This is a genomic window from uncultured Gelidibacter sp., assembly GCF_947500795.1.
GTDB lineage: Bacteria > Bacteroidota > Bacteroidia > Flavobacteriales > Flavobacteriaceae > Gelidibacter.
This window is the reverse complement of record NZ_CANMTE010000003.1, coordinates 194892-221586: the sequence shown is the minus strand read 5'-3', so window position 1 is coordinate 221586 and position 26695 is coordinate 194892. Positions and strand designations below refer to the sequence as shown.

Annotated in this window: 22 protein-coding genes and 2 tRNA genes; 16 read left to right on the top strand and 8 right to left on the bottom strand. The window is 36.7% G+C overall.

The window, feature by feature from the left end:
- Positions 1-52 precede the first annotated feature (52 nt).
- From Q0947_RS08810 to Q0947_RS08765, 10 genes are all read left to right on the top strand, one after another.
- Positions 53-125 (top strand) — tRNA-Trp (locus Q0947_RS08810).
- 88 nt (positions 126-213) lie between these two features.
- Positions 214-408 carry a preprotein translocase subunit SecE gene (secE, locus tag Q0947_RS08805; RefSeq protein WP_299395835.1) on the top strand — a complete coding sequence of 65 codons (195 nt, stop codon included), beginning with the start codon at positions 214-216 and terminating at the stop codon, positions 406-408.
- Positions 409-422: 14 nt separating this feature from the next.
- Positions 423-980, top strand: a complete 558-nt coding sequence (nusG, locus tag Q0947_RS08800) for a transcription termination/antitermination protein NusG (RefSeq protein ID WP_299395831.1) — start codon at positions 423-425, stop codon at positions 978-980.
- Positions 981-1048: 68 nt separating this feature from the next.
- Positions 1049-1486, top strand: a complete 438-nt coding sequence (rplK, locus tag Q0947_RS08795; RefSeq protein WP_299395828.1) for a 50S ribosomal protein L11 — start codon at positions 1049-1051, stop codon at positions 1484-1486.
- 12 nt (positions 1487-1498) lie between these two features.
- Positions 1499-2188, top strand: a complete 690-nt coding sequence (gene rplA, locus Q0947_RS08790; protein WP_299395825.1) for a 50S ribosomal protein L1 — start codon at positions 1499-1501, stop codon at positions 2186-2188.
- Positions 2189-2206: 18 nt separating this feature from the next.
- The gene (gene rplJ / locus Q0947_RS08785) at positions 2207-2728 is read left to right on the top strand and encodes a 50S ribosomal protein L10 (RefSeq protein ID WP_299395822.1); all 522 of its coding nucleotides are present in this window, start codon (positions 2207-2209) and stop codon (positions 2726-2728) included.
- A 59-nt stretch (positions 2729-2787) separates the two neighbouring features.
- On the top strand, positions 2788-3162 hold the full coding sequence (gene rplL / locus Q0947_RS08780; protein WP_299395818.1) for a 50S ribosomal protein L7/L12: 375 nt from the start codon (positions 2788-2790) through the stop codon (positions 3160-3162).
- Positions 3163-3287: 125 nt separating this feature from the next.
- The gene (gene rpoB, locus Q0947_RS08775) at positions 3288-7100 is read left to right on the top strand and encodes a DNA-directed RNA polymerase subunit beta (protein WP_299395815.1); all 3813 of its coding nucleotides are present in this window, start codon (positions 3288-3290) and stop codon (positions 7098-7100) included.
- Between the two features lie 93 nt (positions 7101-7193).
- A complete protein-coding gene (gene rpoC / locus Q0947_RS08770; RefSeq protein WP_299395811.1) occupies positions 7194-11495 on the top strand; it encodes a DNA-directed RNA polymerase subunit beta' in 4302 nt (1433 codons plus the stop codon).
- Positions 11496-11638: 143 nt separating this feature from the next.
- Positions 11639-11956, top strand: coding sequence for a DUF3467 domain-containing protein (locus Q0947_RS08765; RefSeq protein WP_299395808.1), 318 nt, complete (start codon positions 11639-11641; stop codon positions 11954-11956).
- Positions 11957-12081: 125 nt separating this feature from the next.
- Here Q0947_RS08765 and Q0947_RS08760 read toward each other — a convergent pair whose 3' ends face one another.
- Complete coding sequence (locus Q0947_RS08760; RefSeq protein WP_299395804.1) at positions 12082-12309, bottom strand: (4Fe-4S)-binding protein; 228 nt, start codon at positions 12307-12309, stop codon at positions 12082-12084.
- Between the two features lie 222 nt (positions 12310-12531).
- Positions 12532-14121, bottom strand: coding sequence for a peptide chain release factor 3 (locus Q0947_RS08755; RefSeq protein ID WP_299395801.1), 1590 nt, complete (start codon positions 14119-14121; stop codon positions 12532-12534).
- Positions 14122-14248: 127 nt separating this feature from the next.
- On the opposite strand from Q0947_RS08755, the gene idi reads away from it, so the two are divergent.
- The 5 genes from idi to Q0947_RS08730 all read left to right on the top strand — a co-directional run bounded on the left by idi (position 14249) and on the right by Q0947_RS08730 (position 16658).
- A complete protein-coding gene (gene idi / locus Q0947_RS08750) occupies positions 14249-14776 on the top strand; it encodes an isopentenyl-diphosphate Delta-isomerase (RefSeq protein ID WP_299395798.1) in 528 nt (175 codons plus the stop codon).
- Positions 14773-15183 carry a 6-carboxytetrahydropterin synthase gene (locus tag Q0947_RS08745; RefSeq protein ID WP_299395794.1) on the top strand — a complete coding sequence of 137 codons (411 nt, stop codon included), beginning with the start codon at positions 14773-14775 and terminating at the stop codon, positions 15181-15183. Before idi ends, Q0947_RS08745 begins: the two co-directional genes overlap by 4 nt.
- A 25-nt stretch (positions 15184-15208) precedes the next feature.
- Positions 15209-16180, top strand: coding sequence for a type I phosphomannose isomerase catalytic subunit (locus tag Q0947_RS08740; RefSeq protein WP_299395788.1), 972 nt, complete (start codon positions 15209-15211; stop codon positions 16178-16180).
- 75 nt (positions 16181-16255) lie between these two features.
- Positions 16256-16525: a hypothetical protein gene (locus Q0947_RS08735; RefSeq protein ID WP_299395782.1), complete on the top strand. Its 270-nt coding sequence runs from the start codon at positions 16256-16258 to the stop codon at positions 16523-16525.
- A 59-nt stretch (positions 16526-16584) separates the two neighbouring features.
- A tRNA-Thr gene (locus Q0947_RS08730) sits at positions 16585-16658 on the top strand.
- A 412-nt stretch (positions 16659-17070) separates the two neighbouring features.
- Here Q0947_RS08730 and Q0947_RS08725 read toward each other — a convergent pair.
- From Q0947_RS08725 to Q0947_RS08705, 5 genes are all read right to left on the bottom strand, one after another.
- Complete coding sequence (locus Q0947_RS08725; RefSeq protein WP_299395777.1) at positions 17071-19407, bottom strand: transglycosylase domain-containing protein; 2337 nt, start codon at positions 19405-19407, stop codon at positions 17071-17073.
- A 106-nt stretch (positions 19408-19513) separates the two neighbouring features.
- A complete protein-coding gene (locus Q0947_RS08720; RefSeq protein ID WP_299395773.1) occupies positions 19514-20206 on the bottom strand; it encodes a DUF4369 domain-containing protein in 693 nt (230 codons plus the stop codon).
- A 52-nt stretch (positions 20207-20258) separates the two neighbouring features.
- Positions 20259-21473: a DUF819 family protein gene (locus Q0947_RS08715; protein WP_299396702.1), complete on the bottom strand. Its 1215-nt coding sequence runs from the start codon at positions 21471-21473 to the stop codon at positions 20259-20261.
- A 713-nt stretch (positions 21474-22186) separates the two neighbouring features.
- Positions 22187-23107, bottom strand: coding sequence for an alpha/beta hydrolase (locus Q0947_RS08710; protein ID WP_299395769.1), 921 nt, complete (start codon positions 23105-23107; stop codon positions 22187-22189).
- A gap of 368 nt (positions 23108-23475) precedes the next feature.
- A complete protein-coding gene (locus tag Q0947_RS08705; RefSeq protein ID WP_299395765.1) occupies positions 23476-24072 on the bottom strand; it encodes an alpha-ketoglutarate-dependent dioxygenase AlkB in 597 nt (198 codons plus the stop codon).
- 30 nt (positions 24073-24102) lie between these two features.
- Here Q0947_RS08705 and Q0947_RS08700 point away from each other — a divergent pair, with 30 nt between their 5' ends.
- On the top strand, positions 24103-24786 hold the full coding sequence (locus Q0947_RS08700; protein ID WP_366915499.1) for a M15 family metallopeptidase: 684 nt from the start codon (positions 24103-24105) through the stop codon (positions 24784-24786).
- A gap of 6 nt (positions 24787-24792) precedes the next feature.
- Here the strand turns inward: Q0947_RS08700 and Q0947_RS08695 are convergent, their stop codons facing one another.
- The gene (locus Q0947_RS08695) at positions 24793-26673 is read right to left on the bottom strand and encodes a M1 family metallopeptidase (RefSeq protein WP_299395761.1); all 1881 of its coding nucleotides are present in this window, start codon (positions 26671-26673) and stop codon (positions 24793-24795) included.
- Positions 26674-26695 lie beyond the last annotated feature (22 nt).

Genomic DNA, 26695 nt, shown 5'->3' with positions numbered 1-26695 from the left:
TCAAAATAATAATTAAGGCGTCTTGAATTTTCAGGGTGCCTTGATTATGTTTACGGGTTTAGCTCAGTTGGTAGAGCACTGGTCTCCAAAACCAGGTGTCGTGAGTTCGAGTCTCTCAACCCGTGCATAGCAATTTAAATTATGTAGTATCTATAATTTAAATGAAGTTAATAAAGAATAAGAAGCACTCGCTTTAAAATAAACACAACCGTAATGTCAGGATTTGTAAATTATATTTCAGAATCTTTTGGTGAATTAAAAAACAATGTGACTTGGCCAACATGGGCTGAAGCACAACGTTTGACCATTGTAGTGGCTGTTTTCTCAATTATATTTGCTTTGGCAATTTGGGGAGTTGATACTGTTTTTAGTGGAGTTATCGAAGCTTATTTCGACTGGATTAAGTAAAATACAAGAAGAGGATGTCTGAAGATAGTGGAAATAAAAAATGGTATGTAGTAAGGGCTGTAAGTGGTCAAGAGAACAAAATCAAAGCTTATATAGAGGGTGAAATTGCTCGTTTAGGTCTTGAAGATTTTGTGGATCAAGTTTTGGTTCCTACTGAAAAAGTAATACAAATCCGTAACGGAAAAAAGATCAACAAGGAGAAAGTTTATTTTCCTGGTTATATAATGATTCAAGCCAACTTAAGTGGTGAGATTCCTCACATTATTAAATCCATAACTAACGTTATTGGATTTTTAGGTGAAACAAAAGGAGGAGATCCTGTGCCTTTAAGACAATCTGAAGTTAATAGAATGTTAGGTAAGGTTGATGAGCTTACTGTAGATGCAAACGCTAATGTTGCAATTCCATTTACAATTGGCGAAACTGTAAAAGTTATTGATGGTCCATTCAACGGGTTTGATGGTACTATTGAAAAGATTAATGAAGAAAAGCGTAAACTTGAAGTTATGGTGAAAATTTTCGGAAGAAAAACACCATTGGAATTAAGTTATATGCAAGTTGAGAAAGTTTAATAATTGTTACATATAGATCGTGTGTCTTTCGGCTTCCAAATGAGAGATGTACAACTAAAATTAAAAAAATGGCAAAAGAATTAAGTAAAGTAGTTAAGCTACAAGTTCGGGGAGGCGCAGCGAATCCATCGCCGCCGGTAGGACCCGCTTTAGGAGCTGCTGGAGTTAATATCATGGAATTCTGTAAGCAATTTAATGCTAGAACTCAGGATAAACCAGGTAAAGTATTACCGGTTGTAATTTCTGTTTTCAAGGATAAATCGTTTGATTTCGTTATTAAAACCCCACCAGCTGCTGTACAATTATTGGAAGCGGCCAAAGCGAAAAAGGGATCTGGAGAACCGAACAGAAAGAAGATAGCAAAAGTAACTTGGGATCAAATCAAGGCTATTGCTGATGATAAAATGCAAGATTTAAATGCATTTACCTCAGACAAAGCTATGGATATGATTGCAGGAACAGCAAGATCAATGGGTATTACTGTAACAGGTAAAAAACCTAATTAAAAAATTTCTGAAATGGCAAGAATAACAAAAAAGCAAAAAGAGGCAAGAGCTAAAGTTGACAAAAATAAACTTTACACCCTTGAAGAGGCTGCAACTTTATTAAAAGAAATCACTTACACAAAGTTTGATGCTTCAGTGGATATCGCTGTAAGACTTGGAGTAGATCCTCGTAAAGCAAACCAAATGGTAAGAGGTGTAGTATCTTTACCTCACGGAACAGGAAAGGACATGAAAGTTCTTGCATTGGTTACCCCTGACAAAGAGCAGGAAGCTAAAGATGCAGGTGCTGATTATGTAGGATTGGATGAATACCTTGAGAAAATCAAAAATGGTTGGACAGATGTTGACGTTATCGTTACCATGCCTGCAATTATGGGTAAATTAGGTCCTTTAGGTAGAGTATTAGGCCCAAGAGGTTTAATGCCAAACCCTAAAACAGGTACAGTAACTATGGATGTAGCAAAAGCTGTTGCAGAAGTAAAAGCTGGTAAAATTGACTTTAGAGTTGATAAAACAGGAATCGTTCACGCTCCAATTGGGAAAGCATCATTTACTGCTGACAAATTGAAGGAGAATGCTACTGAACTTCTTACAACTTTAATTAAAATGAAACCTGTTGCGGCTAAAGGTGTATATGTAAAAAGCATCTTTTTGTCAAGTACAATGAGTCCAAGTATATCAATTGATACTAAAATAGGTTAGTAGTTAAACTTTAATATTATGACAAGAGAAGAAAAATCACAAGTTATTAAAGAGTTGACTGCTCAATTAGCGGATAATGCACATATCTATATTACAGATATTTCTGGATTAAACGCAGGAACCACTTCAAATTTACGACGTGCTTGCTTTAAAGCAAACATTAAAATGGCCGTTGTAAAAAACACATTGTTAGCGAAAGCTATGGAAGCTTCTGATAAAGATTTTGGTGCTTTACCAACAACTTTAGTAGGAAACACTTCTGTAATGTATTCTGAAACTGGAAATGCTCCAGCTAAGGTTATAAAAGAGTTCCGTAAAAAGTCTACTAAGCCTTTGCTTAAAGGCGCTTTTATAGAAGAAGCAATTTATATTGGTGATGATCAGTTAGATGCATTAGTTGATATCAAGTCTAGAGAAGAGTTAATTGGAGAAATCGTAGGATTGTTACAATCTCCAGCTAAAAACGTTATCTCTGCACTTAAATCAAGTGGTGGTAAAATTGCTGGCATCGTCAAAACATTATCCGAAAGAGAAGGATAATCAACTAAGTACGCACTTAAACAAATTATATTTTATTAAAATTATTAAAACGATAGAAAATGGCAGATTTAAAAGATTTCGCAGAAAAATTAGTTAACTTAACAGTAAAAGAAGTTAACGAATTAGCTACAATATTAAAAGATGAGTACGGTATCGAACCAGCTGCTGCTGCAGTTGCAGTTGCTGCAGGTGGTGGTGCTGGTGTTGAAGCCGCTGAAGAGCAGTCAGAATTTGACGTAGTTCTTAAATCAGCAGGTGCTTCTAAATTAGCAGTTGTTAAATTGGTAAAAGAATTAACTGGTTTAGGCTTGAAAGAAGCTAAAGAATTAGTTGACGGTGCACCAAGCAACGTTAAAGAAGGTGTTTCTAAAGATGAAGCAGAAGCTTTAAAAGCTCAATTAGAAGAAGCTGGAGCAGAAGTTGAGCTTAAATAAGCTTAGCCCAAACTACAATTTATGGTTTAGGTCTTCCGAATGTTCGGAATGACCTAAACCCTTTTGTGTATATTAAAAGTACATAAAAAAACTACTATTTTTTTTAATCAAAATCTCGTTCATCGATGTTAGCACAAAAAGCTGAAAGATTAAATTTCTCTTCTATTGTAAATAGAACGGATTATCCTGATTTTTTGGATATCCAAATAAAATCCTTCCAGGATTTTTTCCAATTAGAGACTAAATCTGAACAAAGAGGGAATGAAGGTCTCTACAACACCTTCATGGAAAACTTCCCAATCACCGACACTCGCAATCAATTTGTTTTGGAGTTTTTGGATTATTTTATTGATCCACCAAGATATTCAATTGAAGAATGTATCGAAAGAGGATTAACATACAGTGTGCCATTAAAAGCGCGTTTGAAATTGTATTGTACAGATCCTGAACATGAGGACTTCGAGACTATTGTTCAAGATGTGTATTTAGGTACAATTCCTTACATGACGCCGAGTGGAACCTTCTGTATTAATGGTGCTGAGCGTGTTGTCGTTTCACAATTGCACAGATCTCCAGGGGTTTTCTTCAGTCAGTCCTTCCATGCGAATGGAACTAAATTATACTCTGCCAGAGTTATTCCTTTTAAAGGATCATGGATTGAATTCGCTACAGATATCAATCAAGTGATGTATGCGTATATCGATCGTAAGAAAAAATTACCAGTTACTACCTTGTTTAGAGCTATCGGCTTTGAGCGTGATAAAGACATTCTTGAAATCTTCGACCTTGCAGAAGAGGTTAAAGTTTCTAAGTCTGGACTTAAGAAATACATAGGTCGTAAATTGGCAGCACGTGTGTTGAATACATGGCACGAAGATTTTGTTGATGAAGATACAGGTGAAGTAGTTTCTATTGAACGTAACGAAATTGTACTTGACCGTGATACTGTTTTAGATAAAGATAATATCGAGGAAATTCTTGAAGCTGATGCAAAAACTGTTCTTTTACACAAAGAAAGTGCGCAGCAAGGAGATTATTCTATCATCCATAATACGCTACAAAAAGATCCAACAAACTCTGAAAAAGAAGCTGTTGAGCATATTTACCGTCAATTACGTAACGCGGAGCCGCCAGATGAGGAGACTGCACGTGGTATTATTGACAAATTATTCTTCTCTGACCAACGTTACTCTTTAGGTGAAGTAGGTCGTTACAGAATGAACAAGAAACTACAGTTGGATATCGGTATGGATAAGCAAGTGCTTACCAAATTAGATATCATTACTATTATAAAATATTTAATCGAGTTGATCAACTCTAAAGCTGAGATTGATGATATTGACCACCTTTCTAACCGTCGTGTACGTACAGTAGGTGAGCAATTGTCTCAACAGTTTGGTGTTGGTTTAGCACGTATGGCACGTACTATTCGTGAGCGTATGAACGTTCGTGATAATGAGGTGTTTACACCAATCGATTTGATTAACGCGAAGACTTTATCTTCTGTGATCAACTCATTCTTTGGTACAAACCAGTTATCTCAATTTATGGATCAAACCAATCCATTGGCTGAGATTACGCACAAACGTCGTTTATCAGCATTAGGACCTGGAGGTTTATCTAGAGAGCGTGCAGGATTCGAGGTTCGTGACGTTCATTACACACATTACGGCCGTTTATGTCCAATTGAAACTCCTGAGGGACCAAACATTGGTCTTATCTCTTCTCTTTCAGTATATGCGAAAGTGAATGGAATGGGCTTCATTGAAACGCCTTACCGTAAAATTACTGATGGTGTTGTTGACATTAAAAATCAACCAACATATTTGAGCGCCGAAGAGGAAGAAGATATGTTGATTGCGCAAGCAAACATCAAGATTGATGAAACAGGAAAAATCACAGAAGAGAAGATTATTGCGCGTCAAGAAGGAGATTTCCCTGTAATTGATCCAGCAAGTGCTGATTATACTGATGTTGCTCCTAACCAAGTCGCTTCTATTTCAGCATCGTTGATTCCTTTCTTGGAGCATGATGATGCCAACAGAGCCTTGATGGGATCTAACATGATGCGTCAGGCAGTACCTTTATTGCGTGTTGATGCTCCAATTGTTGGAACTGGTTTAGAGCGTCAAGTAGCTTCAGATTCTAGAGTATTGATTAATGCTGAAGGAGATGGAACTGTTGAGTACGTTGATGCAAACGAAATTACAATTAAATACGAGCGTACTGAAGAAGAAGCTATGGTAAGTTTTGATAGTGATACCAAAACATATCCATTAGTGAAGTTTAGAAAAACCAACCAAGGTACGTCTATTAACTTGAAACCTATTGTTACAAAAGGTGATAAAGTTAAAAAAGGACAAGTACTTTGTGAGGGTTATGCTACTCAAAACGGAGAGCTTGCTTTAGGTCGTAACATGAAAGTGGCGTTTATGCCATGGAAAGGTTACAACTTTGAGGATGCGATCGTGATTTCTGAAAAAGTAGTTCGTGATGATATTTTTACATCGATTCATATTGATGAATATTCATTAGAAGTAAGAGATACCAAATTAGGTAACGAAGAATTAACTAATGATATTCCTAACGTTTCTGAAGAGGCTACTAAAGACTTAGATGAAAACGGTATGATTCGTATTGGTGCTGAGATCAAACCAGGTGATATCCTTATCGGGAAAATTACACCAAAAGGTGAGTCTGATCCAACACCAGAAGAAAAATTATTAAGAGCAATCTTCGGTGATAAAGCTGGTGATGTAAAAGATGCTTCGTTAAAAGCGTCTCCATCATTACACGGTGTTGTTATTGAGAAGAAATTATTCTCAAGAGCAGTAAAAGACAAACGTAAGAGAGCTAAAGATAAAGAGGATATTGATGCGTTAGAAGCAGTTTACTACAGAAAATTTGACGAATTAAAAGCAGTTTTAGTCGATAAATTATTTGCTATCGTAAACGGTAAAACAGCGCAAGGTATCTTTAATGATCTTGGAGAGGAAATCATTCCAAAAGGTAAGAAATATACCTTAAAAATGTTAAACTCTGTAGATGATTATACGCATTTAACTTCAGGAGTTTGGACTACTGACGACCATACTAACGCTTTAATTGCGGATTTAATCCACAATTACAAGATTAAGGAAAATGACCTTCAAGGATCATTGCGTCGTGAGAAGTTTACAATTTCTGTAGGAGATGAGTTGCCAGCAGGTATCATCAAACTAGCTAAGGTTTATGTTGCTAAGAAACGTAAACTAAAAGTAGGTGATAAGATGGCAGGTCGTCACGGTAACAAAGGTATTGTTGCGCGTATTGTACGTCAGGAAGATATGCCATTCCTAGAAGATGGAACTCCGGTAGATATCGTATTGAATCCACTTGGTGTACCTTCTCGTATGAATATTGGTCAAATCTATGAAACTGTTCTTGGATGGGCTGGTCAAAAATTAGGTCGTACGTATGCAACACCAATCTTTGATGGTGCTACATTAGATCAAATTAATGAATTGACAGATGAAGCTGGTATCCCACGTTTCGGACATACATACTTATATGATGGTGGTACGGGAGATCGTTTTGATCAACCTGCAACTGTTGGTGTAATTTATATGTTGAAACTAGGACATATGGTTGATGATAAGATGCACTCGCGTTCTATCGGACCTTACTCATTAATTACACAACAACCATTGGGTGGTAAAGCTCAGTTTGGTGGTCAGCGTTTTGGTGAGATGGAGGTTTGGGCACTTGAGGCTTATGGCGCATCTGCAACCTTACGTGAGATCTTAACAGTAAAATCTGATGATGTTATAGGTAGAGCAAAAACTTACGAAGCTATCGTTAAGGGAGAGCCAATGCCAGAACCAGGACTACCTGAATCTTTCAACGTATTAATGCACGAATTGAAAGGATTAGGATTAGATATTAGATTAGAAGAATAATAAAACAGTCGGCAGTCGCCAGTAAACGGTCCTTAGTTATTAGTGTAACTGAAGACTGAGGACTGAAGACTGCAAACTGAATACTATAAAGAAATGGCAAGAAGACAAGATAAGAATACAGTACAGAGATTTAATAAAATCTCCATTGGTTTAGCGTCTCCAGAGTCTGTTTTAGCAGCATCTCGTGGTGAGGTTCTTAAACCTGAAACTATTAATTATCGAACACACAAACCAGAAAGAGATGGTTTGTTCTGTGAGCGTATTTTTGGTCCTGTAAAGGATTTTGAATGTGCTTGTGGTAAATATAAGCGTATCCGTTACAAAGGAATTGTTTGTGACCGTTGTGGTGTTGAAGTAACAGAAAAGAAAGTACGTAGAGATAGAGTAGGACATATCAACTTGGTAGTTCCTGTAGCTCACATCTGGTACTTCCGTTCATTACCAAACAAAATTGGATATGTATTGGGATTACCATCCAAGAAATTGGATATGATTATTTATTACGAACGTTATGTCGTAATTCAAGCAGGTAATGCTAAAAACATTGATGGAGAACCATTAAAAAGATTAGATTTCTTAACGGAAGAAGAATACTTAACCATTCTTGAGTCACTTCCACAAGACAATCAGTATTTAGATGATAATGATCCAAATAAGTTCATTGCAAAAATGGGAGCGGAATGCTTGATTGATTTGCTTGCAAGAATTGATTTGAACGATTTATCTTTTGAATTACGTCATAAAGCAAACACTGAAACTTCTAAGCAACGTAAAACTGAAGCGTTAAAACGTCTACAGGTTGTTGAAGCTTTCCGTGATTCTAACGCTAACCGTGAGAATCTACCTGAGTGGATGATCATGAAGGCGATTCCAGTAATTCCACCAGAATTACGTCCATTAGTGCCTTTAGATGGTGGTCGTTTTGCGACTTCAGATTTAAATGATTTGTACCGTCGTGTCATTATTCGTAACAACCGTTTGAAGCGTTTGGTTGAGATCAAAGCTCCAGAAGTAATTTTACGTAATGAGAAACGTATGTTGCAAGAATCAGTAGATTCATTATTTGACAACACGCGTAAAGCATCTGCAGTTAAAACAGATTCTAACAGACCGTTAAAATCATTATCTGATTCATTAAAAGGTAAACAAGGACGTTTCCGTCAAAACTTACTTGGTAAACGTGTGGATTATTCAGCACGTTCGGTAATCGTCGTTGGACCAGAATTAAAATTATTTGAATGTGGATTGCCTAAAAACATGGCAGCAGAATTATACAAACCATTTATCATCAGAAAACTGATTGAGCGTGGTATTGTAAAAACTGTAAAATCTGCAAAGAAAATTATAGACAGAAAAGAGCCAGTAGTTTGGGATATTTTAGAGAATGTTTTAAAAGGACATCCAGTTCTTTTAAACCGTGCTCCTACGTTACACAGACTAGGTATTCAAGCTTTCCAACCTAAGTTGATTGAAGGTAAAGCTATCCAATTGCACCCATTAGTATGTACGGCGTTTAACGCGGATTTTGATGGTGACCAAATGGCGGTGCATCTACCATTAGGACCTGAGGCTATTTTAGAAGCACAATTATTAATGTTGGCTTCTCATAATATCTTGAATCCTGCTAACGGTTCTCCTGTTACTGTACCTTCTCAAGACATGGTTCTTGGTCTTTACTATATGACCAAGGAACGTAAATCTACAGAGGCTGTAAAAGTAAAAGGTGAAGGCTTAACGTTCTATTCTCCAGAAGAAGTTAACATTGCTTACAATGAAAAGATGGTCGATTTAAATGCCTCTATCAAAGTAAGAACTGAAGATTTTAATGAAGAAGGACAATTAGTTAAAAAGATCATTCAAACTACTGTAGGTCGTGTACTATTTAATGAAAAAGTACCAGCTGCAGCAGGTTATATCAATGAGGTATTAACTAAAAAGTCATTAAGAGATATTATTGGTAACATCTTAAAAGCAACGTCTGTTCCTGAAACAGCTGAGTTTTTGGATGAAATTAAAGATCTTGGTTATAAGTTCGCCTTCCAAGGTGGATTGTCATTCAGTTTAGGAGATATTATTATCCCACCTGAAAAACAAAGCATGATCGATAGCGCTAATAAGCAAGTTGATGGTATTATGGCCAACTATAACATGGGTCTTATTACTAATAACGAGCGTTACAACCAAGTTATTGATATCTGGACGTCTACGAATGCTGAATTGACTGAATTGTCAATGAAACGTATCCGTGAAGACCAACAAGGTTTCAACTCGGTGTATATGATGCTTGACTCTGGAGCTCGTGGATCTAAAGAACAGATTCGTCAGTTAACAGGGATGCGTGGATTGATGGCAAAACCTAAAAAATCGAATGCAGGTGGTGGAGAGATTATTGAAAACCCGATTCTTTCTAACTTTAAGGAAGGTCTTTCAATTTTGGAATACTTTATCTCTACTCACGGTGCTCGTAAAGGTCTTGCGGATACCGCTCTTAAAACGGCAGATGCTGGTTACCTAACACGTCGTTTGGTAGATGTATCTCAAGATGTTATTATCTACAGCGAAGATTGTGGTACATTAAGAGGTATTGAAGTATCGGCATTGAAGAAAAATGAGGAGATTATTGAATCTCTTGAAGATAGAGTTGTTGGTAGAACGTCATTAAATGATGTTTATGATCCATTAACTCAAGAACTTATCGTTGGTGCAGGTGAACATATTGGTGATGCTGTTGCAAAACGTATCCAAAACTCGGCTTTAGAGTCAGTTGAAGTACGTTCAGCATTAACTTGTGAAGCTACTAAAGGTATTTGTTCTAAATGTTACGGACGTAACCTTGCTACCGGTAAAATGGTACAAAGAGGTGAAGCTGTTGGTGTTGTTGCTGCGCAATCAATTGGAGAGCCAGGTACACAGTTAACACTTCGTACATTCCACGTTGGAGGTATTGCGGGTAACATTTCTGAAGAAAATAAATTAACCGTTAAGTTTGACGGTATTGCGGAAATCGAAGACTTGAAAGTTGTAAAAGGAACCGATAACACCGGCCAAGCGGTTGATGTTGTAATTTCTCGTACTTCTGAATTCAAATTGGTTGATGCTAAAACTGGAATCACTTTAAGTACAAATAATATTCCTTATGGATCATTCATCTACTGCAAGCCAGGAGATAAAGTGAAAAAAGGTGATGTTATCTGTTCTTGGGATCCATATAACGGGGTTATTATTTCTGAGTTTGCTGGTAAAGTAGCTTATGAAAATATTGACCAAGGTGTTACTTACCAAGTTGAAATTGATGAGCAAACAGGATTCCAAGAGAAAGTAATCTCTGAGTCTAGAAACAAGAAATTGATTCCAACATTGCACATTCAAGATGCTAAAGGTAACGCTATACGTTCTTATAACTTACCAGTTGGTTCTCACCTTATGATTAATGATGGAGAGAAAATTAATGTAGGTAAGGTCTTGGTGAAAATTCCTCGTAGATCAGCTAAGTCTGGGGATATTACAGGAGGTTTACCACGTGTAACTGAGTTATTCGAAGCACGTAACCCTTCTAATCCAGCTGTTGTAAGTGAGATTGATGGTGTTGTTTCTTTCGGAAAAATCAAAAGAGGTAACCGTGAGATTATTATCGAATCTAAATTAGGTGAGGTTAAGAAATACTTGGTGAAGCTATCTAATCAAATTCTTGTTCAAGAAAATGATTACGTTAAAGCAGGTATGCCATTATCTGATGGTTCAGTAACTCCTGACGATATCTTGAACATCAAAGGCCCTTCTGCAGTTCAGCAATACTTAGTAAATGAGGTACAGGAAGTATACCGTTTACAAGGTGTGAAGATTAATGATAAGCACTTCGAGGTTGTTGTAAGACAGATGATGCGTAAAGTTAGAATCATTGATTCTGGTGATACTATTTTCTTAGAAGATCAATTAGCTCATAAATCTGATTTCATCGAAGAAAACGATAAGATCTTTGGAATGAAAGTAATTGTTGATGCTGGAGATTCGAAAACTCTTAAACCAGGACAAATTGTTACAATGCGTCAGTTGAGAGATGAGAATTCAATTGTAAGAAGAGAAGATGGTCAGTTGGCTGTTGCAAGAGATGCACAACCGGCTACAGCAACTCCAATCTTACAAGGTATTACGAGAGCGTCATTACAAACAAAATCGTTCATTTCAGCGGCATCGTTCCAAGAAACGACTAAAGTACTTAACGAAGCAGCAGTAAGCGCTAAAGTTGATGAACTTGAAGGCTTGAAAGAAAACGTAATTGTTGGACATAGAATTCCTGCAGGAACTGGTGTAAGACGCTATGAAAATATCATCGTTGGTTCTAAAGAAGAATTCAACCAAATGATGAAAGCTAAAGAAGAGTTGAATTTCAATTAATACAAATCCCCGCGAAGGCGGGGATCTCTTGAATAAATTGACAATTTTGAATGTTTAACATACCTAATATTTGAAATTGTCAATGCATTCAAAATATGAACGTTTAAACACAAGATTCCTGCCTTCGTAGGAATGTAAGAATTATGAGCGACAATACAGAAGACCAAAAACAAGGACAGATCAATATTGAATTGGATGAAAAAACTGCGGAAGGAACCTATTCCAACTTAGCAATTATCAATCATTCAGTTTCAGAATTTGTAGTTGATTTTGTCAGCATTATGCCTGGAACTCCTAAAAGCAAAGTGAAGTCACGTATTATCCTGACGCCACAACACGCTAAGCGTTTGCTTAAGGCTTTAGGTGAAAATGTAAAGCGCTTCGAAAACGCGCATGGTGAAATTAAAGATTATGAACAGCCACCAATACCATTAAATTTTGGTCCGACTGGTCAAGCATAAACAAATAAATCCTCTGAATCTCAGAGGATTTTTTGATTCTATTCGTTTGGTATGGAAGTTTAGTTGTAAGCATTAAAAAATCCCTTTGAAATTCAATTTTCAAAGGGATTTTTCTTTTAGGTTAGTTAGGCTACTTTCTGATTAAAATGACATTTCAAAGCTCCAGAAGGGCATTTCTTTACTTGTTTGACAATGCGTTGGGCTGGCGCGCCATCTATGTCAATCCAAGGAATTACGGAGTTTCGAAATACATCGGATAGTTCTTTTGCACAACGACCAGCATTGGTGCAAATACGCGGTTCATAAGTAATAGTAATATCTCTATTACTAAACTGATTAGCATTTGTTTCCATAAGTAGATCAATTTGGGGTTTGATTCTATTTAAATTTAGAATTTGGATGTCCAATCGGTACGTAAAACTCTAAACCTATCGATTAAATGTATAAAAAATTCGGTAAAGCGCAAAATATAAGTGCAAAAATTATTACACCAGAATTTGAATAATTAAAAAAAACTCCAAATTCCGAGACCAAAAATCTTAGAATTTGAAGTTTAGTATTTGAATAGTGTGATTTTATTTAAATTCCGATACAAAATGGAATTTAATACTTGGGTATTTTTGCTGTGTCATCTGCAATGAGAATTGAGAATCTGCTAAGAACACCAATTGGTCTTCCTTATCCTTCGCCAAATAACGTTGTTTAACGCGCAAGAATTCTTTGTATTCTTCATTCTTAGCATCGGTTGGTTCTACCCAGCAGGCTTTATAGACGTTTAAGTTTTCATAAGTACATTTGGCGCCATATTCATGTTCCAATCGGTATTGAATGACCTCATATTGTAAGGCACCTACTGTTCCAATAACTTTTCTACCGTTAAGTTCTAAAGTAAATAATTGCGCAACACCTTCATCCATCAATTGATCGATACCTTTAAATAATTGCTTAGATTTTAACGGATCAGCATTATTAATATATCTAAAGTGTTCAGGAGAGAAGCTTGGGATGCCTTTATAGCTTATGTTTTCACCTTCTGTAAGGGTATCACCAATTTTGAAATTTCCGGTATCATGCAAACCTACAATGTCTCCAGGATATGAAATGTCTACAATTTCCTTTTTCTCAGCAAAAAATGCATTCGGACTTGAGAACTTCATTTTTTTCTTATTTCTAACATGAAGGTAAGGCTTGTTACGTTCAAACGTACCAGAAACAATTTTAACAAACGCCAAACGGTCACGGTGATTCGGATCCATATTAGCGTGAATTTTAAATACAAATCCTGTAAAATCCTTTTCGTCAGGTTGTACCAAACGCTCTTCGCTTTGCTTAGCTCTTGGTTTTGGTGCGATGTCAATGAAACAATCCAACAATTCGCGAACTCCAAAATTATTTAAAGCAGAACCAAAAAACACAGGTTGTTGATGCCCATTTAAATACTGATCTCTGTCAAATGTTGGGTAAATACCTTCAACCAATTCTACTTCTTCGCGTAATGTACGAGCTGGTTTTTCTCCGATAAGCTTATCAATTTCTGGCGATTGTAAATCAGAAATCTCAATAGTCTCTTCAATATTTTTACGGCTGTTACCACTAAATAAATTGATGTTCTTTTCCCACAGATTGTAAATGCCTTTAAAATCATAACCCATACCAATTGGGAAACTCATCGGCACAACACTCAACCCTAATTTCTGTTCAATTTCGTCCAACAAATCGAACGCATCCTTTCCTTCACGATCCATTTTATTGATAAATACGATCATCGGGATATTTCGCATTCTACAAACTTCAACCAATTTCTCAGTTTGTTCCTCAACACCCTTGGCAACATCCACTACAACAATAACACTGTCTACAGCCGTCAGAGTTCTATAAGTGTCTTCCGCAAAGTCCTTATGTCCGGGAGTATCCAAAATATTGATCTTGGTGCCTTCATATTCAAAAGCCAAAACCGAAGTTGCAACAGAGATACCACGTTGGCGCTCTATTTCCATAAAGTCACTCGTAGCTCCTTTTTTTATCTTGTTACTTTTTACGGCACCAGCTTCTTGAATTGCGCCTCCAAATAGAAGTAGCTTTTCAGTAAGCGTAGTCTTTCCGGCATCAGGATGCGCAATAATTCCAAAAGTACGTCGTCTGTTGATCTCTGTTATAAAACTCATAATCTGTATTAAAATGGGATGCAAAGATACTATTATTGAGGGCAAAATTAATAGAACAAACGGGTCGATTTTAATTTTAAGACAACATTGGTTCTTTTTATTACTTTTGTTGGTAACTTTGTGAGTTATGACTGAAGAAAACGTAATACTCGTTAATGAAAAAGACGAGCAGATAGGCACAATGCCGAAGATGGAAGCGCATGAAAAGGCACTATTGCATCGCGCTTTTTCCGTGTTTATTTTTAATAAAAAGAACGAATTGATGCTGCAACAACGTGCAGCGCATAAATACCATTCGCCATTACTTTGGACCAACACCTGTTGTAGTCATCAAAGAGTGGGAGAGACCAATATTCAGGCGGGTAAACGCAGGTTACAGGAAGAAATGGGGTTTGAGACCGAATTGGAAGATACCATTTCATTTATCTATAAAGCACCTTTTGATAATGGCTTAACCGAGCATGAGTTTGATCATGTTTTGGTTGGGAATTATGAAGATGCACCCGTTATAAATCCTGATGAAGTTGCCGCGTGGAAGTGGATGCCATTGGAAGCTGTGAAAGAAGATATGGCGCAACATCCAGAGATATACACGGAGTGGTTTAAGATTATCTTTGATAAATTCTACCAACATATAAACAGAGTTGAATCATGATTGTTACTGTAAGTAGAAAGGCACATTTTAATGCTGCACATCGCCTTTACAGAAAAGAATGGAGCGATGCGCAAAATGAAGCTGTTTTCGGGAAATGTAGCAACCCTAATTATCATGGCCATAATTATGACCTAACGGTAAGTGTTACTGGAGAAATAGACCAAGAAACGGGCTTTGTGATGGATATGAAGGTGCTAAAAGACATTATAAAAGATGAAATTGAAGATGCTTTTGACCATAAGAACTTGAATATTGAAGTAGCAGAATTTAAAGATTTAAATCCTACCGCTGAAAATATTGCCGTTGTAATTTACAACAAAATCAAACCGAAGCTTAAACCGACATTAGAACTTTCAGTAACACTGTACGAAACACCTCGTAACTTCGTTACCTATTCCGGATCTTAATCAGCAGACTTAAAATTATTACATTTTGAAAACCACTTTATATCCCATAAAATTCCATCCTATTTTAAAAGACAAAATTTGGGGTGGAGAAAAATTAAAATCGCTATTAAATAAAGATTCCCATTTGCCTAATATTGGTGAGAGTTGGGAAATTAGTGATGTTGAGGGCGATACCTCTATAGTTGCCAATGGAAGTTTGGAAAATCAATCCTTAAAACATTTGTTGAGCACTTATAAGGCCGATTTAATAGGGGAGAAGAATTATAAGCAATTCGGTAATAAATTTCCGTTGCTCATTAAGTTTATCGATGCTAAGGAGGATTTGTCCATTCAATTGCATCCTAATGATGAATTGGCAGCAAAACGTCACAATTCGTTTGGTAAAACTGAAATGTGGTACGTCATGCAAGCTGATAAAGATGCCAACTTGATTGTCGATTTTAATCAGAAAATGACGCCTGAGCTTTATTTAGAGCATCTAAATAATAAGACGCTGACTAAAATTCTCAATTTTGATAAGGTTAAAGCTGGAGACACCTATTTTATTGAAGTAGGGCGTGTGCATGCTATTGGTGCAGGGGTGTTGTTGGCAGAAATTCAACAAACAAGTGATATTACCTACCGTATTTATGATTGGGACCGAAAGGATGACGCTGGTAATGAACGTGAACTCCATACGGATTTAGCAATTGATGCGATTGGTTTTGATATGCCAGATAATTATAGAGTAAAGTATGATACCACTGCGAACCAATCCAATGAAATGGTGAGTTGTCCGTATTTTACAACGAGCTATTTAAAGGTTGATTCAGAAATTGAAAAGGAAAACACCTACGATTCGTTCATGATTTATATCTGTGTAGATGGTGAAGCTGAAATAAAGACAGAAGGTAAATCTGAGGTTATAAAGAAGGGAGAAACCATCTTGATTCCTGCGGCGGTTACTAATTTTCAGATTGTTGCAAAAGATGCGACATTGTTGGAAGTTTACGTGTAGTTAAAATTTACGTCATCCATTATGAAAGACATTGTTTAATTGACTACTTTTGTAAAAATTTTAAAATTAAGAAAAATGGCAAATGTTAGAGACCTAAAAAAAGATATTAATTACGTTTTAGGAGATATTATTGAAGCAGCATATGTTTGGGAATATACGCATACTGGTAAAGACACTAAAAAAACAGAAGCGATAGTTGATGAAGCTATTGAAGCGTTTGACGAGTTGATTGCTAAGGTAAATGATAAGAAAGTAGAAAACAAAAAAGCACACTTTAAACAAATCAACGCTGAGTTGGAAACTAAAGGTCGTGCGTTGATTAAAAAAATTAACGAATTAGCTTAATTTTTTATTTCAAAAGATTTGCAAATATTATTTTCAAGATTATATTTGCACTCTCTTAGGCCGATGTAGCTCAGCTGGCTAGAGCAGCTGATTTGTAATCAGCAGGTCGTGGGTTCGAGTCCCTCCATCGGCTCTTAATAAAAACCTCTCATTTCGAGAGGTTTTTTTTGTTTTAATTAGTTTTGGGACGAGAAGTTTACCCTGAGCGCAGTCGAAGGGAGTCCCTCCATCGGCTCTAAATAAAACCTCTCATTTCGAGAGGTTTTTTTGTTTTAATTTGTTTGGGACGAGAAGTTTACCCTGAGCGCAGTCGAAGGGAGTCCCTCATCGGCTCTTAATAAAAACCTCTCATTTCGAGAGGTTTTTTTGTTTTAATTAGTATGGGATGGGAAGTTATTCTGAGCGCAGTCGAAGGAGATACCCAATAAGTTTTGGACTTATATTCCTGTTGTTTTTTTGTTTTGAAGTATCGCCCTAAAGTGAATGAATAAACGCTCGCGTGTAGGCGTTTACCTTTGATTATATTAACTGGTATAATGCCAGTCTTAATCGTTTTTATCTTTCTTCTTTAACCAACCGAAAATTCCGCCGCGTTTCTTTTCTCTCTTTTCTTTCTTTTCTTGTTTTTTAAACTGACGTTCATCCTTATTTCCACCAAAGAGTCGCTTAAAGAACCCATCTGTTTTTGTAGGATCACAATTCAGGGAATTTAAAACAGCTTCCGTAGGGTTTTCAAAGGAAGCCTTAGTAATACTGTTGTATCTAGAATCGGCATTTAACTTTTGAAGGTATTTTGCGAAAATTGGCAGCGCAGAACTCGCTCCTTGTCCTAATCCGGTAGATCTAAAACCAATTTGCTGATTATCATTACCAACCCAGGTCACCGTTACTAATTTGGGCATTATGCCCACAAACCAACCATCTTTATTGTCCTGTGTGGTTCCTGTTTTTCCTGCAATTGCATTTGGTAATTGATAAGTAGAACGCAAGCGTGTAGCAGTACCTTCATTAACCGTAGCTTTCATAAACTCTAACATCACCTGGCGTGTTTCATTGCTGAAAGCCATGTCGCCTTGCGTTTTCTCAGGATACAAATCTTCATAAGAGGCGATAATATTTCCGTCCTTATCTTCAATTTTCGTAATGAATATTGGGGTAGAAGGTTTGCTTCCGTTAACATAGGTCGTATATGCCTTGGCTAATTCTAGCACGGTAAGATTTGAGGAGCCTAAGGCGATTGATGGTACAGCTTCAATATTACTACTAATACCCATTTTCTTTGCCTGAGCGATGACATTGCCAAGACCTGTTTCATAAAGTACTTTTACAGCGATGGTATTTACCGAATTGCTTAGCGCTTTTTGCAACGAATAATTAAGGTCTTCATCATCCAAATTGCCAGCGTTTGTTGGTCGCCAATTGTTAACATCCGTATACGTAATGGCTTTAAGAGGGACATAAGTACAAGGATCCATGCCGTTTTCTATAGCTGCCGTGTATACAAAAGGTTTGAAAGTAGAACCAACCTGGCGTTTACTCTGTACAATATGGTCAAATTGAAAGAAACCATAGTCAATACCACCAACATATGCTTTTATTGCGCCATTAGAAGGGTCTAAAGAGACGAGCCCAGCGTTTAGGAACTTAGAGTAATATTCCAAACTGTCTAGCGTAGACATCGACGCTACTGTAGTTTCATCCCAAGAGAAAAGATCTATTTGGTGCTTTTGTTTTAAAGAATCTTCAATTGCTTTATCACTTAGGCCTTGGACTTTCAGTTTTTTATAGGGCTTCAATCGCTTTTTTGCGGCTTCATAAGCCGATTTACCTTTCAACCATGGGGCGTTTTGTCCGTATGCTTTTTCAAATTGTCGTTGCAAATCGGCCATGTGTTCTTTCATGGCGGCTTCTGCGTAACGCTGCATCGTATTGTCTAAAGTTGTATGGATTTTCAGACCGTCGTGATAAATGTTGTACATCTCACCATCAGGTTTGCGATACTTTTTCTCCTTGAGAAGGCTATCCAGTTGTTTTTTGATTTCCGCTCTAAAATATGGGGCTAAACCTTCGTTGGGAGCATAGTTTTGATAATCTATAAGAATACTATCCTTTTTAGCTTTGGCGGCTTCCGCTTCGGACAGGTAGCCATACTTTTCCATTTGATGGATGACCACATTTTTCCGTGCGCCTGATTTTTCAGGATAACGACGCGGATTATAGCTCGTATTCGCCTTCAATGATCCGACTAGAGCGGCAGACTGAACAAGATTCAAATCTTTAGTGCGCACGTTGAAAAACTTTTCGGATGCACTTTCAATTCCATATGTGTTGTCCGGGAAAGGGACGGTGTTAAGGTATAGAGTGAGAATTTCCTCTTTGGAATAAAGATCTTCAATGCGCCGTGCAACAATACTTTCTTTAATTTTATTGATTACAATTCCAAAGGCACCATAATCCTTTCTTCCAAAGAGATTTTTTGCCAATTGTAAAGTGATGGTACTTCCGCCGCCAGAAGAATCATCTGACATGAGGATGCTTTTAAAAAACACACGAAGTAAACTTTTACTATCGATACCGCTATGTTCGTAAAAGCGGACGTCTTCCGTTGCCACAAGGGCATCAATTAAATGTTGTGGAAAATCTTCGTATTTGATGGATTGCCTATCGTAAACATAAATTTTACCAATCAAATCATCATTGGCATCCATAACTTGTGTGGCCTGACTTTGTTTAAGCTGCGCTAATTGTTTGGAATCTGGAATTTTTCCCCATAATCCAAAATAAATACTGGCATAAAAACAAATAAAAAGGGCTAAGAGAACGCCTAAACCATAGCTTATTCTCTTAGCCCATTTGATAACTTTAACCTTGGTAATATTCATTATTTTAATATGTGTTTACACAATAACGGATATCCTCATTAAGTATTTCAATTTTAAGCTTGATATTCTGATGTGTCAATACGAAGCTAAACGCAACATGAAATGCTTATTGTTTTTTCCTTTCTGAAATTAACTCTTGCAAAATTTTGCCGTATTTAGACGACTTTACTTCTGGAGTTAAGGCATTGTTGATCGTATCTAAATATTTTACGTTGGCATCTGAAATTTCAGACACAGCTAAATAAGGTGCAATTTCACTGTCCTTATTATTCATCGCAAAGTTAATGGTGTACAAATACTTTCTAAGAATCAAGTTGTTGTATTCCTTAAAGCTTGAGTTTATTAACGAAGAATCCTGACTTTTTCGTGCTTCTAGATTGTTTTTAATAAGATCGAGGTTTTTTTCCTTAAACCTATCCATCATCTTATTGTATTCCTCTAAACGTTCTTGTTGTTTGGAGCCCTTAATTTTGGCATCCATATAGAAGTTTTTTAAAGTAGTGTTGATTTCTGTAACTCCTTGATCAGCGAAAAAAGGAATAATGCCAGATTCTTCACCATTTTTATCCAATTTTAAATAAAGCACTTCAGGCTCCTCTAAATTAGTATGAAGTTCAAATTGCGATTCGCCATTTATTTGTAAAGAATCAATGGAAACAAGTAATGTGTCATCAATCCTCTGAAGATAAACGGTACCTTTTTTTAAATCTTTGATAGACCCTTTAAGAGTGAAATTTGAATTGTCTTTAGCACAAGACGAAACAATTAGTAAACTGATTATAAACGCTAATCTTTTCATTGAAATTTTTTAAATTTTGGTGGGCAAATATCAAATAAAATTCGATTAAAAACTAACCTACAGCAACTATTCTCATGAGCTCTGCACATAAAAGTGCACCATAAGTTCCTACCACATAACCAAACACTGCTAACAGTGCGCCAACGGTTGCCAATGATGGATGGAACGCCGCTGCCACCACAGGAGCGGAAGCTGCACCACCAACGTTTGCTTGACTTCCAACGGCCAAGAAAAAGTAGGGTGCTTTAATAAGTTTGGCAATGACAATTAAAAGTACAGCGTGAATGGTCATCCAAACCAATCCAATTAAAATAAGACCTGGATTTTCGAAGATTTTACCTAAATCCATTTTCATACCAATGGTGGCAACTAGGATATAGATAAATACACTTCCAATTTTACTGGCGCCTGCACCTTCATAATTTTTTGCCGGTGTAAATGACAATAAAATTCCAATAATAGTCGCAATTGAAATCAACCAGAAGAATTGGCTGCCAAAAGATGATAGGGCGCTTCTCGGGTTGCTTACGGCTTCAAAATTTTCAGATAAATAGGTGGAAATGATATCAGCACCAAAATGGGCGATTCCCACAGCAACAAAGGCGAACATCAAAATAATGAGGATGTCCGTCAATGAAGGGATCCGGGTGATTTTTTCACTGAAGCTCTGTACCTTTTTTTGTAATTCGTTGATGGCTGTATTATCCGCCTTCAACCAATTATCTATTTTTTCACGTTTTCCAATACCTAATAAAAGTACAGCCATCCAAATGTTGGCTACTACAATATCAACTAAAACCATTCCTCCATAGAGTTCTTGGTTAAAGCCGTAAATCTCTAACATGGCTGCTTGGTTAGCGCCACCGCCAATCCAGCTACCTGCCAATGTTGCCAATCCACGCCAAACAGCGTCAAATCCTGCACCTCCAACAGTTTCTGGAGAGAAGGTAGAGATGATCAGGATAGCAATCGGTCCGCCAATAATAATTCCGATAGTTCCGGTGAAAAACATTACCAACGCTTTCCAACCTAAATTGAACACCGCTTTTAAATCGATACTGATGGTAAGTAGCACCAAAGAGGCTGGTAATAGATAACGACTTGCAATATAGTAGGTTTGAGATACGTCTGCAGAGATTAATCCTAACGAATTGAATACCGCAGGAATCATGTAACACATTAAAAGACCTGGGATGTATTTGTAGAATTTTGGCCAAAAGCCTTCCTTTTTTGATTCGGTATAAAACACAAAACCAAGCGCCAACATCAAAAGGCCAAATACAATGGCATCATTTTTAAAAAGTACAAATTGATTGACTGTTGATGATTTTACCTTATTGCTTACCGCAACTACATCCGCATTGTTGTAAAATTTACTCTCATTTATAGCGATGAGGTTCGTTTCTGAAAAACGGTTCGTGGTATTTAATTTTAAATCGAACAACTTTTCCTTTTTCGCTATGGCAATTGGACCTTCACCTGCATAATCAATGGTATAGATGGATCCTGATGAGGAAAATTTTAAAGTTCCTTTCGAGAATTTTTTGTTGAGAACAACCTGGTTAATCACCAAGGATGGATCCGTTGTTGAAAGTTTGATTTGAAATCTATCAAATGTTGTAGAATCAATAGAAACAGGAACATCAAAGCTTTCTGAATAGCTCTCATTTGCTTTATCTACAACCAAGGTTTGAGCGTTGATTGTAGCTGCTGATGAAATTAAAAAACTAAATACTAGTAGGAATTTATAATATGGACTCATTTATTGTGAATTTGAGTCGCAAAATAAGGATAATTATTCTGATGACAAATTTAATTATGGCACGGAATTTGAAAAGCATAAGATGTAAATAATTATGCTCTGCATTACAAAAAAGGAGTAGTTAACCTTTAGAGAAGTTAATATTACATTTTGGTTGGTTAGTTAGTAAAAAAGCACCTCGAAAGAGGTGCTTTTTGCATTTTTACAGGTTGTAGGTTTTATTTTTTTATAAATTTAACTATCGAGTTTATTAAGGTGTCCGAAACTTTGCCATTAGGATCATTATACGACTTTGCGTTTTCTTGATCGTCTCCCTGAATAATGAATAATACATGATTCATATTGTCAATGAGTTTCAATTCAGACTGTGCAGAAGCTTTATGGAGCAATTCAGCTTCCGATGTGCTCACTTGTAAATCTTTTGTTCCGTTAATGAGCAAAACAGGAATTTCTAACGTTTTGATGACAGCTGCAGGATCGTACTTCATCCAACTCATCATAAATTCCTGAACGCTACTGTCAAATATTGAGGCAAGCGCAAGAGGGTAGTCTGTGGTTGTTTTGCCGGATTTCATGACTTCAAATGCGCGTTTCGAATCTTCAGTAAACATTGGCGCTGTTTTCTCAACCTGGTCTATAATAACAGCATCAATAGATTGTCCGGCGCCCGCTAATGAAATAAACCCATCAACATCTTTTTGAGCGGCAAGCATGCCAATTAAACTGCCTTGACTATGTCCAATAATATAGAGGTGTTTAAATTGCTGTTTTGTTTTGAAATAATTGACCACTGCAATAGCATCAGAAACGAAATCATCAAATTTGATGTTCGGGTCTACAGATCGCATTTTAATCTGTTTTACGATACGCTTGTCATAACGAAAGGTTGCGATACCATTATGTGCAAGTTCTTTAGCGAGCTTTTTAAGGTTATTCGTTTTCGCGAAATTCTGATTGCCATCTCTATCTGTTGGGCCAGACCCACCAATAATAATCGCGAGAACATCTGACCCAGCATTTGGAACCATTAAACTTCCGTCAATCCATTTTGTAATGATAAGATCAGTTTCAGTATAGTTAGTTTCTTGACCATAAGTCAGTACCGACATGAAACAAAAAAGAAGAACTAAATTTTTCATAAATCAATTTTTAATGAAACGAAGATACATCACGGTATTCGATTTTTTATAATTGAACGTTCAATTATAGAAAATATGATAAAATCGAGTGATGATTTTTTCGAATAGAATAGTGTATTTTGTCGGTTAAATGTATCTTTTTATCTTTAAATGTTAAAATTATATGTATTTCATCGATTAATTATGTATTTGAGCAGAAGTATTCAAGAATAATTCTATCTTTGAAGTGTACTGGAATTAACGTTTTTGTACAATGGATTAATTAATTAATATTTGCACATGTTGTTGACTTAGCGACCCTAAATCTACACATTATAAAAAAAGCAAATTAGGAAAACCGAGGTTGAGGGACCTCGGTTTTTTCTATTCTATAATAATCTAAAAGTGAGGTTGATACGCTCAGAAACATCCTTTTTTGTCTTCGGAATTTGATGTAGCCAAAAGTGTTGCATTTCGCCTTTCATGACCAATAAACTACCGTGATTTAAATGCAATTTGTATTTTTCTTCTTTATTGGTGCGATGTTTAAAGTGAAAGACCCTCGTCGCACCGAAGCTCAGTGAAGCAATCACGGGATTCCTTCCCAATTCTTTTTCATTATCCGAATGCCAGCCATTGCTATCAGAACCATTTCTATATAAATTAAGAAGTACTGTGGTAAATTGATGGCTACAGTAATCTTCAAGTTTTGTTTTAATTTGATCGAGTTCCTTAGTGAATATTTTGGGTGTCATAGTGATGTTACTATAACTATAAGGCTTATCATTTGTACCATATAGCGCGGTTAATCGGGGTTGGGGATGTGTCTTTCCAAAAATTTTAATATCATCTTGCTGCCAATCAATTGTATTTCTTAACAGATGAAAGTAATGATCCGCTTGTACTTTGTCGAAAAAATCTGGAATATAGAGCACTTCTGCATTGGGGAGAAACAGATGTGTTTTTTCAGCAGAAAATAAGTCCATAATTTAATTTTTATCTAAATTAGCACAACTATGATGAAAAACAAAGGATTGCTTTTAGTGCTGATTATTTTGGGATTTGCATTTGCCAAATCGCCAGTAAACCCACTTCCAGAAGGATTTGTATATGTTAAAGATTACATTCCTGATTTGGATGTGGAGTTGCGTTATTTAACGGATCATAATTTTGTAGGGAAACCAATTGACGGTTATCATACCAACACCTTGATCTTAACAAAAGATGCAGCGGTTGCATTGCAAAAGGTACAGGAAGCACTTCGGTACCAAAACCTATGTTTAAAAGTTTATGATGGCTACAGGCCACAACGTGCCGTCAACAATTTTGTCGCTTGGGCCAAAGATTTGGGTGACACTATTAATAAACGTGAATTTTATCCTGAAGTTGAAAAGCAATTTTTATTCAGCGAAGGCTATATCGCTTCAAAGTCAGGGCATAGTAGGGGCAGTACCATAGACTTGACCATTACTGATGGCAATACTGGTGAACCTTTGGACATGGGCGGCGCCTACGACTTTTTCGGTGAAGAATCATGGTTGTCCTATGCCAACCTAACTGAAGCCCAACAAAACAATCGAGAGATCCTACAAAAGGTTATGCAAGCCAATAACTTTAGAAACTATCCTAAAGAATGGTGGCATTTCACCTTAAGATGGGAGCCTTTTCCTGATACTTATTTTGATTTCCCAGTTGAATAACAGCTGCTAGTTGCCTAGTGCTGCTTCAGTTTCTGGTTCGTAACCTAACAAAGCGTCTATTGTATGTGCCGTAACTGAATGGTAATTAGGACGTGATTTTTCATAAATCTTTAAGGCGTCTTCCATTCTGTCATTTCTCTTGAACGCTTTAAAAAGACTTTCAACATACCAACGACGGCCCACAGAAGTCAAGAAATTCTCCATTTTAGCATCTACATTATTCCCGTGATAGTCGTGGTTGAGCGCTTGCTCGTACCACACCATTTGAATATAGGAATTGGTAGTGTTTGTAAAGTTAAAGGCCGTGTCCAAGTCTTTCATTTGATCCGTAGTCATGGTTGTTGGGAAATTTCTAATAAAATGTACCCATTCTTGAGGTGTCCAATCCTTGGTAAGGTCTTTATTAATTTTGTCAGTAGTGATAAATTCTTGAAGCACTTGTTCAACCTTTTTAAATTTATCAGAAGTGATGATAGCTTGGTTTTTTGGAATACCAGGTTGGTTGATCCATTCATCAGTATTGAAAGTCACGCTATTCTTTTCCAATAAGTTTGTATTAAGATACGTCACAAATTTATCCGTAGTCATGGTTGAAAAAGCATGCGCCTTAAAGTATTGTTTTAAAAATGCATCAAATTTCTCACGGCCTACAGTTTCTTCCAATGTTCTTAATAAAAGATAACCTTTATCATAGGCAATACTATTCATGCCATCATCCGGATTTTTCCCTTTCAAATCCAATTTCAATTTGGTGGCATTCGGTGTGTCTTTTAAATTTTCCAATTCATCATCTAAATCTTGGCGACTAATTAAAGCGAGCATATCTGCACGTTCTTTACCGTAGACAGCCTCCATGATGCGCATTTCAAAGTAAACCGTAAACCCTTCGTTCAGCCAAAAGTCATTCCATGTCGCGTTGGTAACCAGGTTTCCAGACCAGGAATGCGCCAATTCATGAGCAACTAAAGATGTTAAACTTTTATCTCCTGCAATAACGGTTGGGGTTGCAAAAGTTAATCGTGGATTTTCCATACCGCCAAATGGGAAGCTTGGTGGTAGTACAATGACATCAAATTGTTCCCATGCATAGTCGCCATAAAGTTGTTCGGCTGCAGTAACCATTTTCTCCATATCTGAAAACTCATCATGAACTTTATTTAGCATCGATTTCTCAGCATACACACCGGTTCGATCGCTAATGGCTTTATAGTCAAAATTACCTACAGCCAATGCAATTAGATAGGCAGGAATAGGTTGTTGCATTTTAAAATGATACAGTCCGTTTTCAGTTTTTTCTTTCGGATTCTTAGCACTCATTACCGCCATTAAGCCTTTAGGAACTTGAACATTCGCTTCATAGGTTAGCCGTATTTGTGGACTATCTTGAATAGGAATCCACGTTCTTGTTAAGATGGCCTGCCCTTGTGTAAAAAGGAATGGATTGGTTTTATCAGCTGTTTGCTGTGCTTTTAACCACTGCAACGCTTCTGTGTTTTTGGTGGTTTTATATAGGATTTCTATTTGTTTGGTGTTTTTGTCAATGGTGATGGTTAAGGGTTGGCCTAGTTGTTTATCCTTTGCTCCCAATGAAAATTCAGTTTCTTTACCATCAGCGCTAACGGCCTCAATATCCAGATGTTTTGAGTCTAAAATGATTTGTGTGCTGTTATTATTTTTAATGTCATAAGTGGCTTTTCCACTAATAACTTCAGTTTCAAAATCGACCGTAATATCTAATTTAAGGTGTTTTATAAACGCATTATTCGGCTTTGCGTAAGAATGTGGTTCTTCCACATAGCTGTATACTATGGGTTCTTCTGCTTTAGGTTGTGCACAGCTCGTCATAATGAGAAGGATTAGATATAGTAATGAGTTTGAGGTTTTCATATGAATATTTTAGTAATAAGTT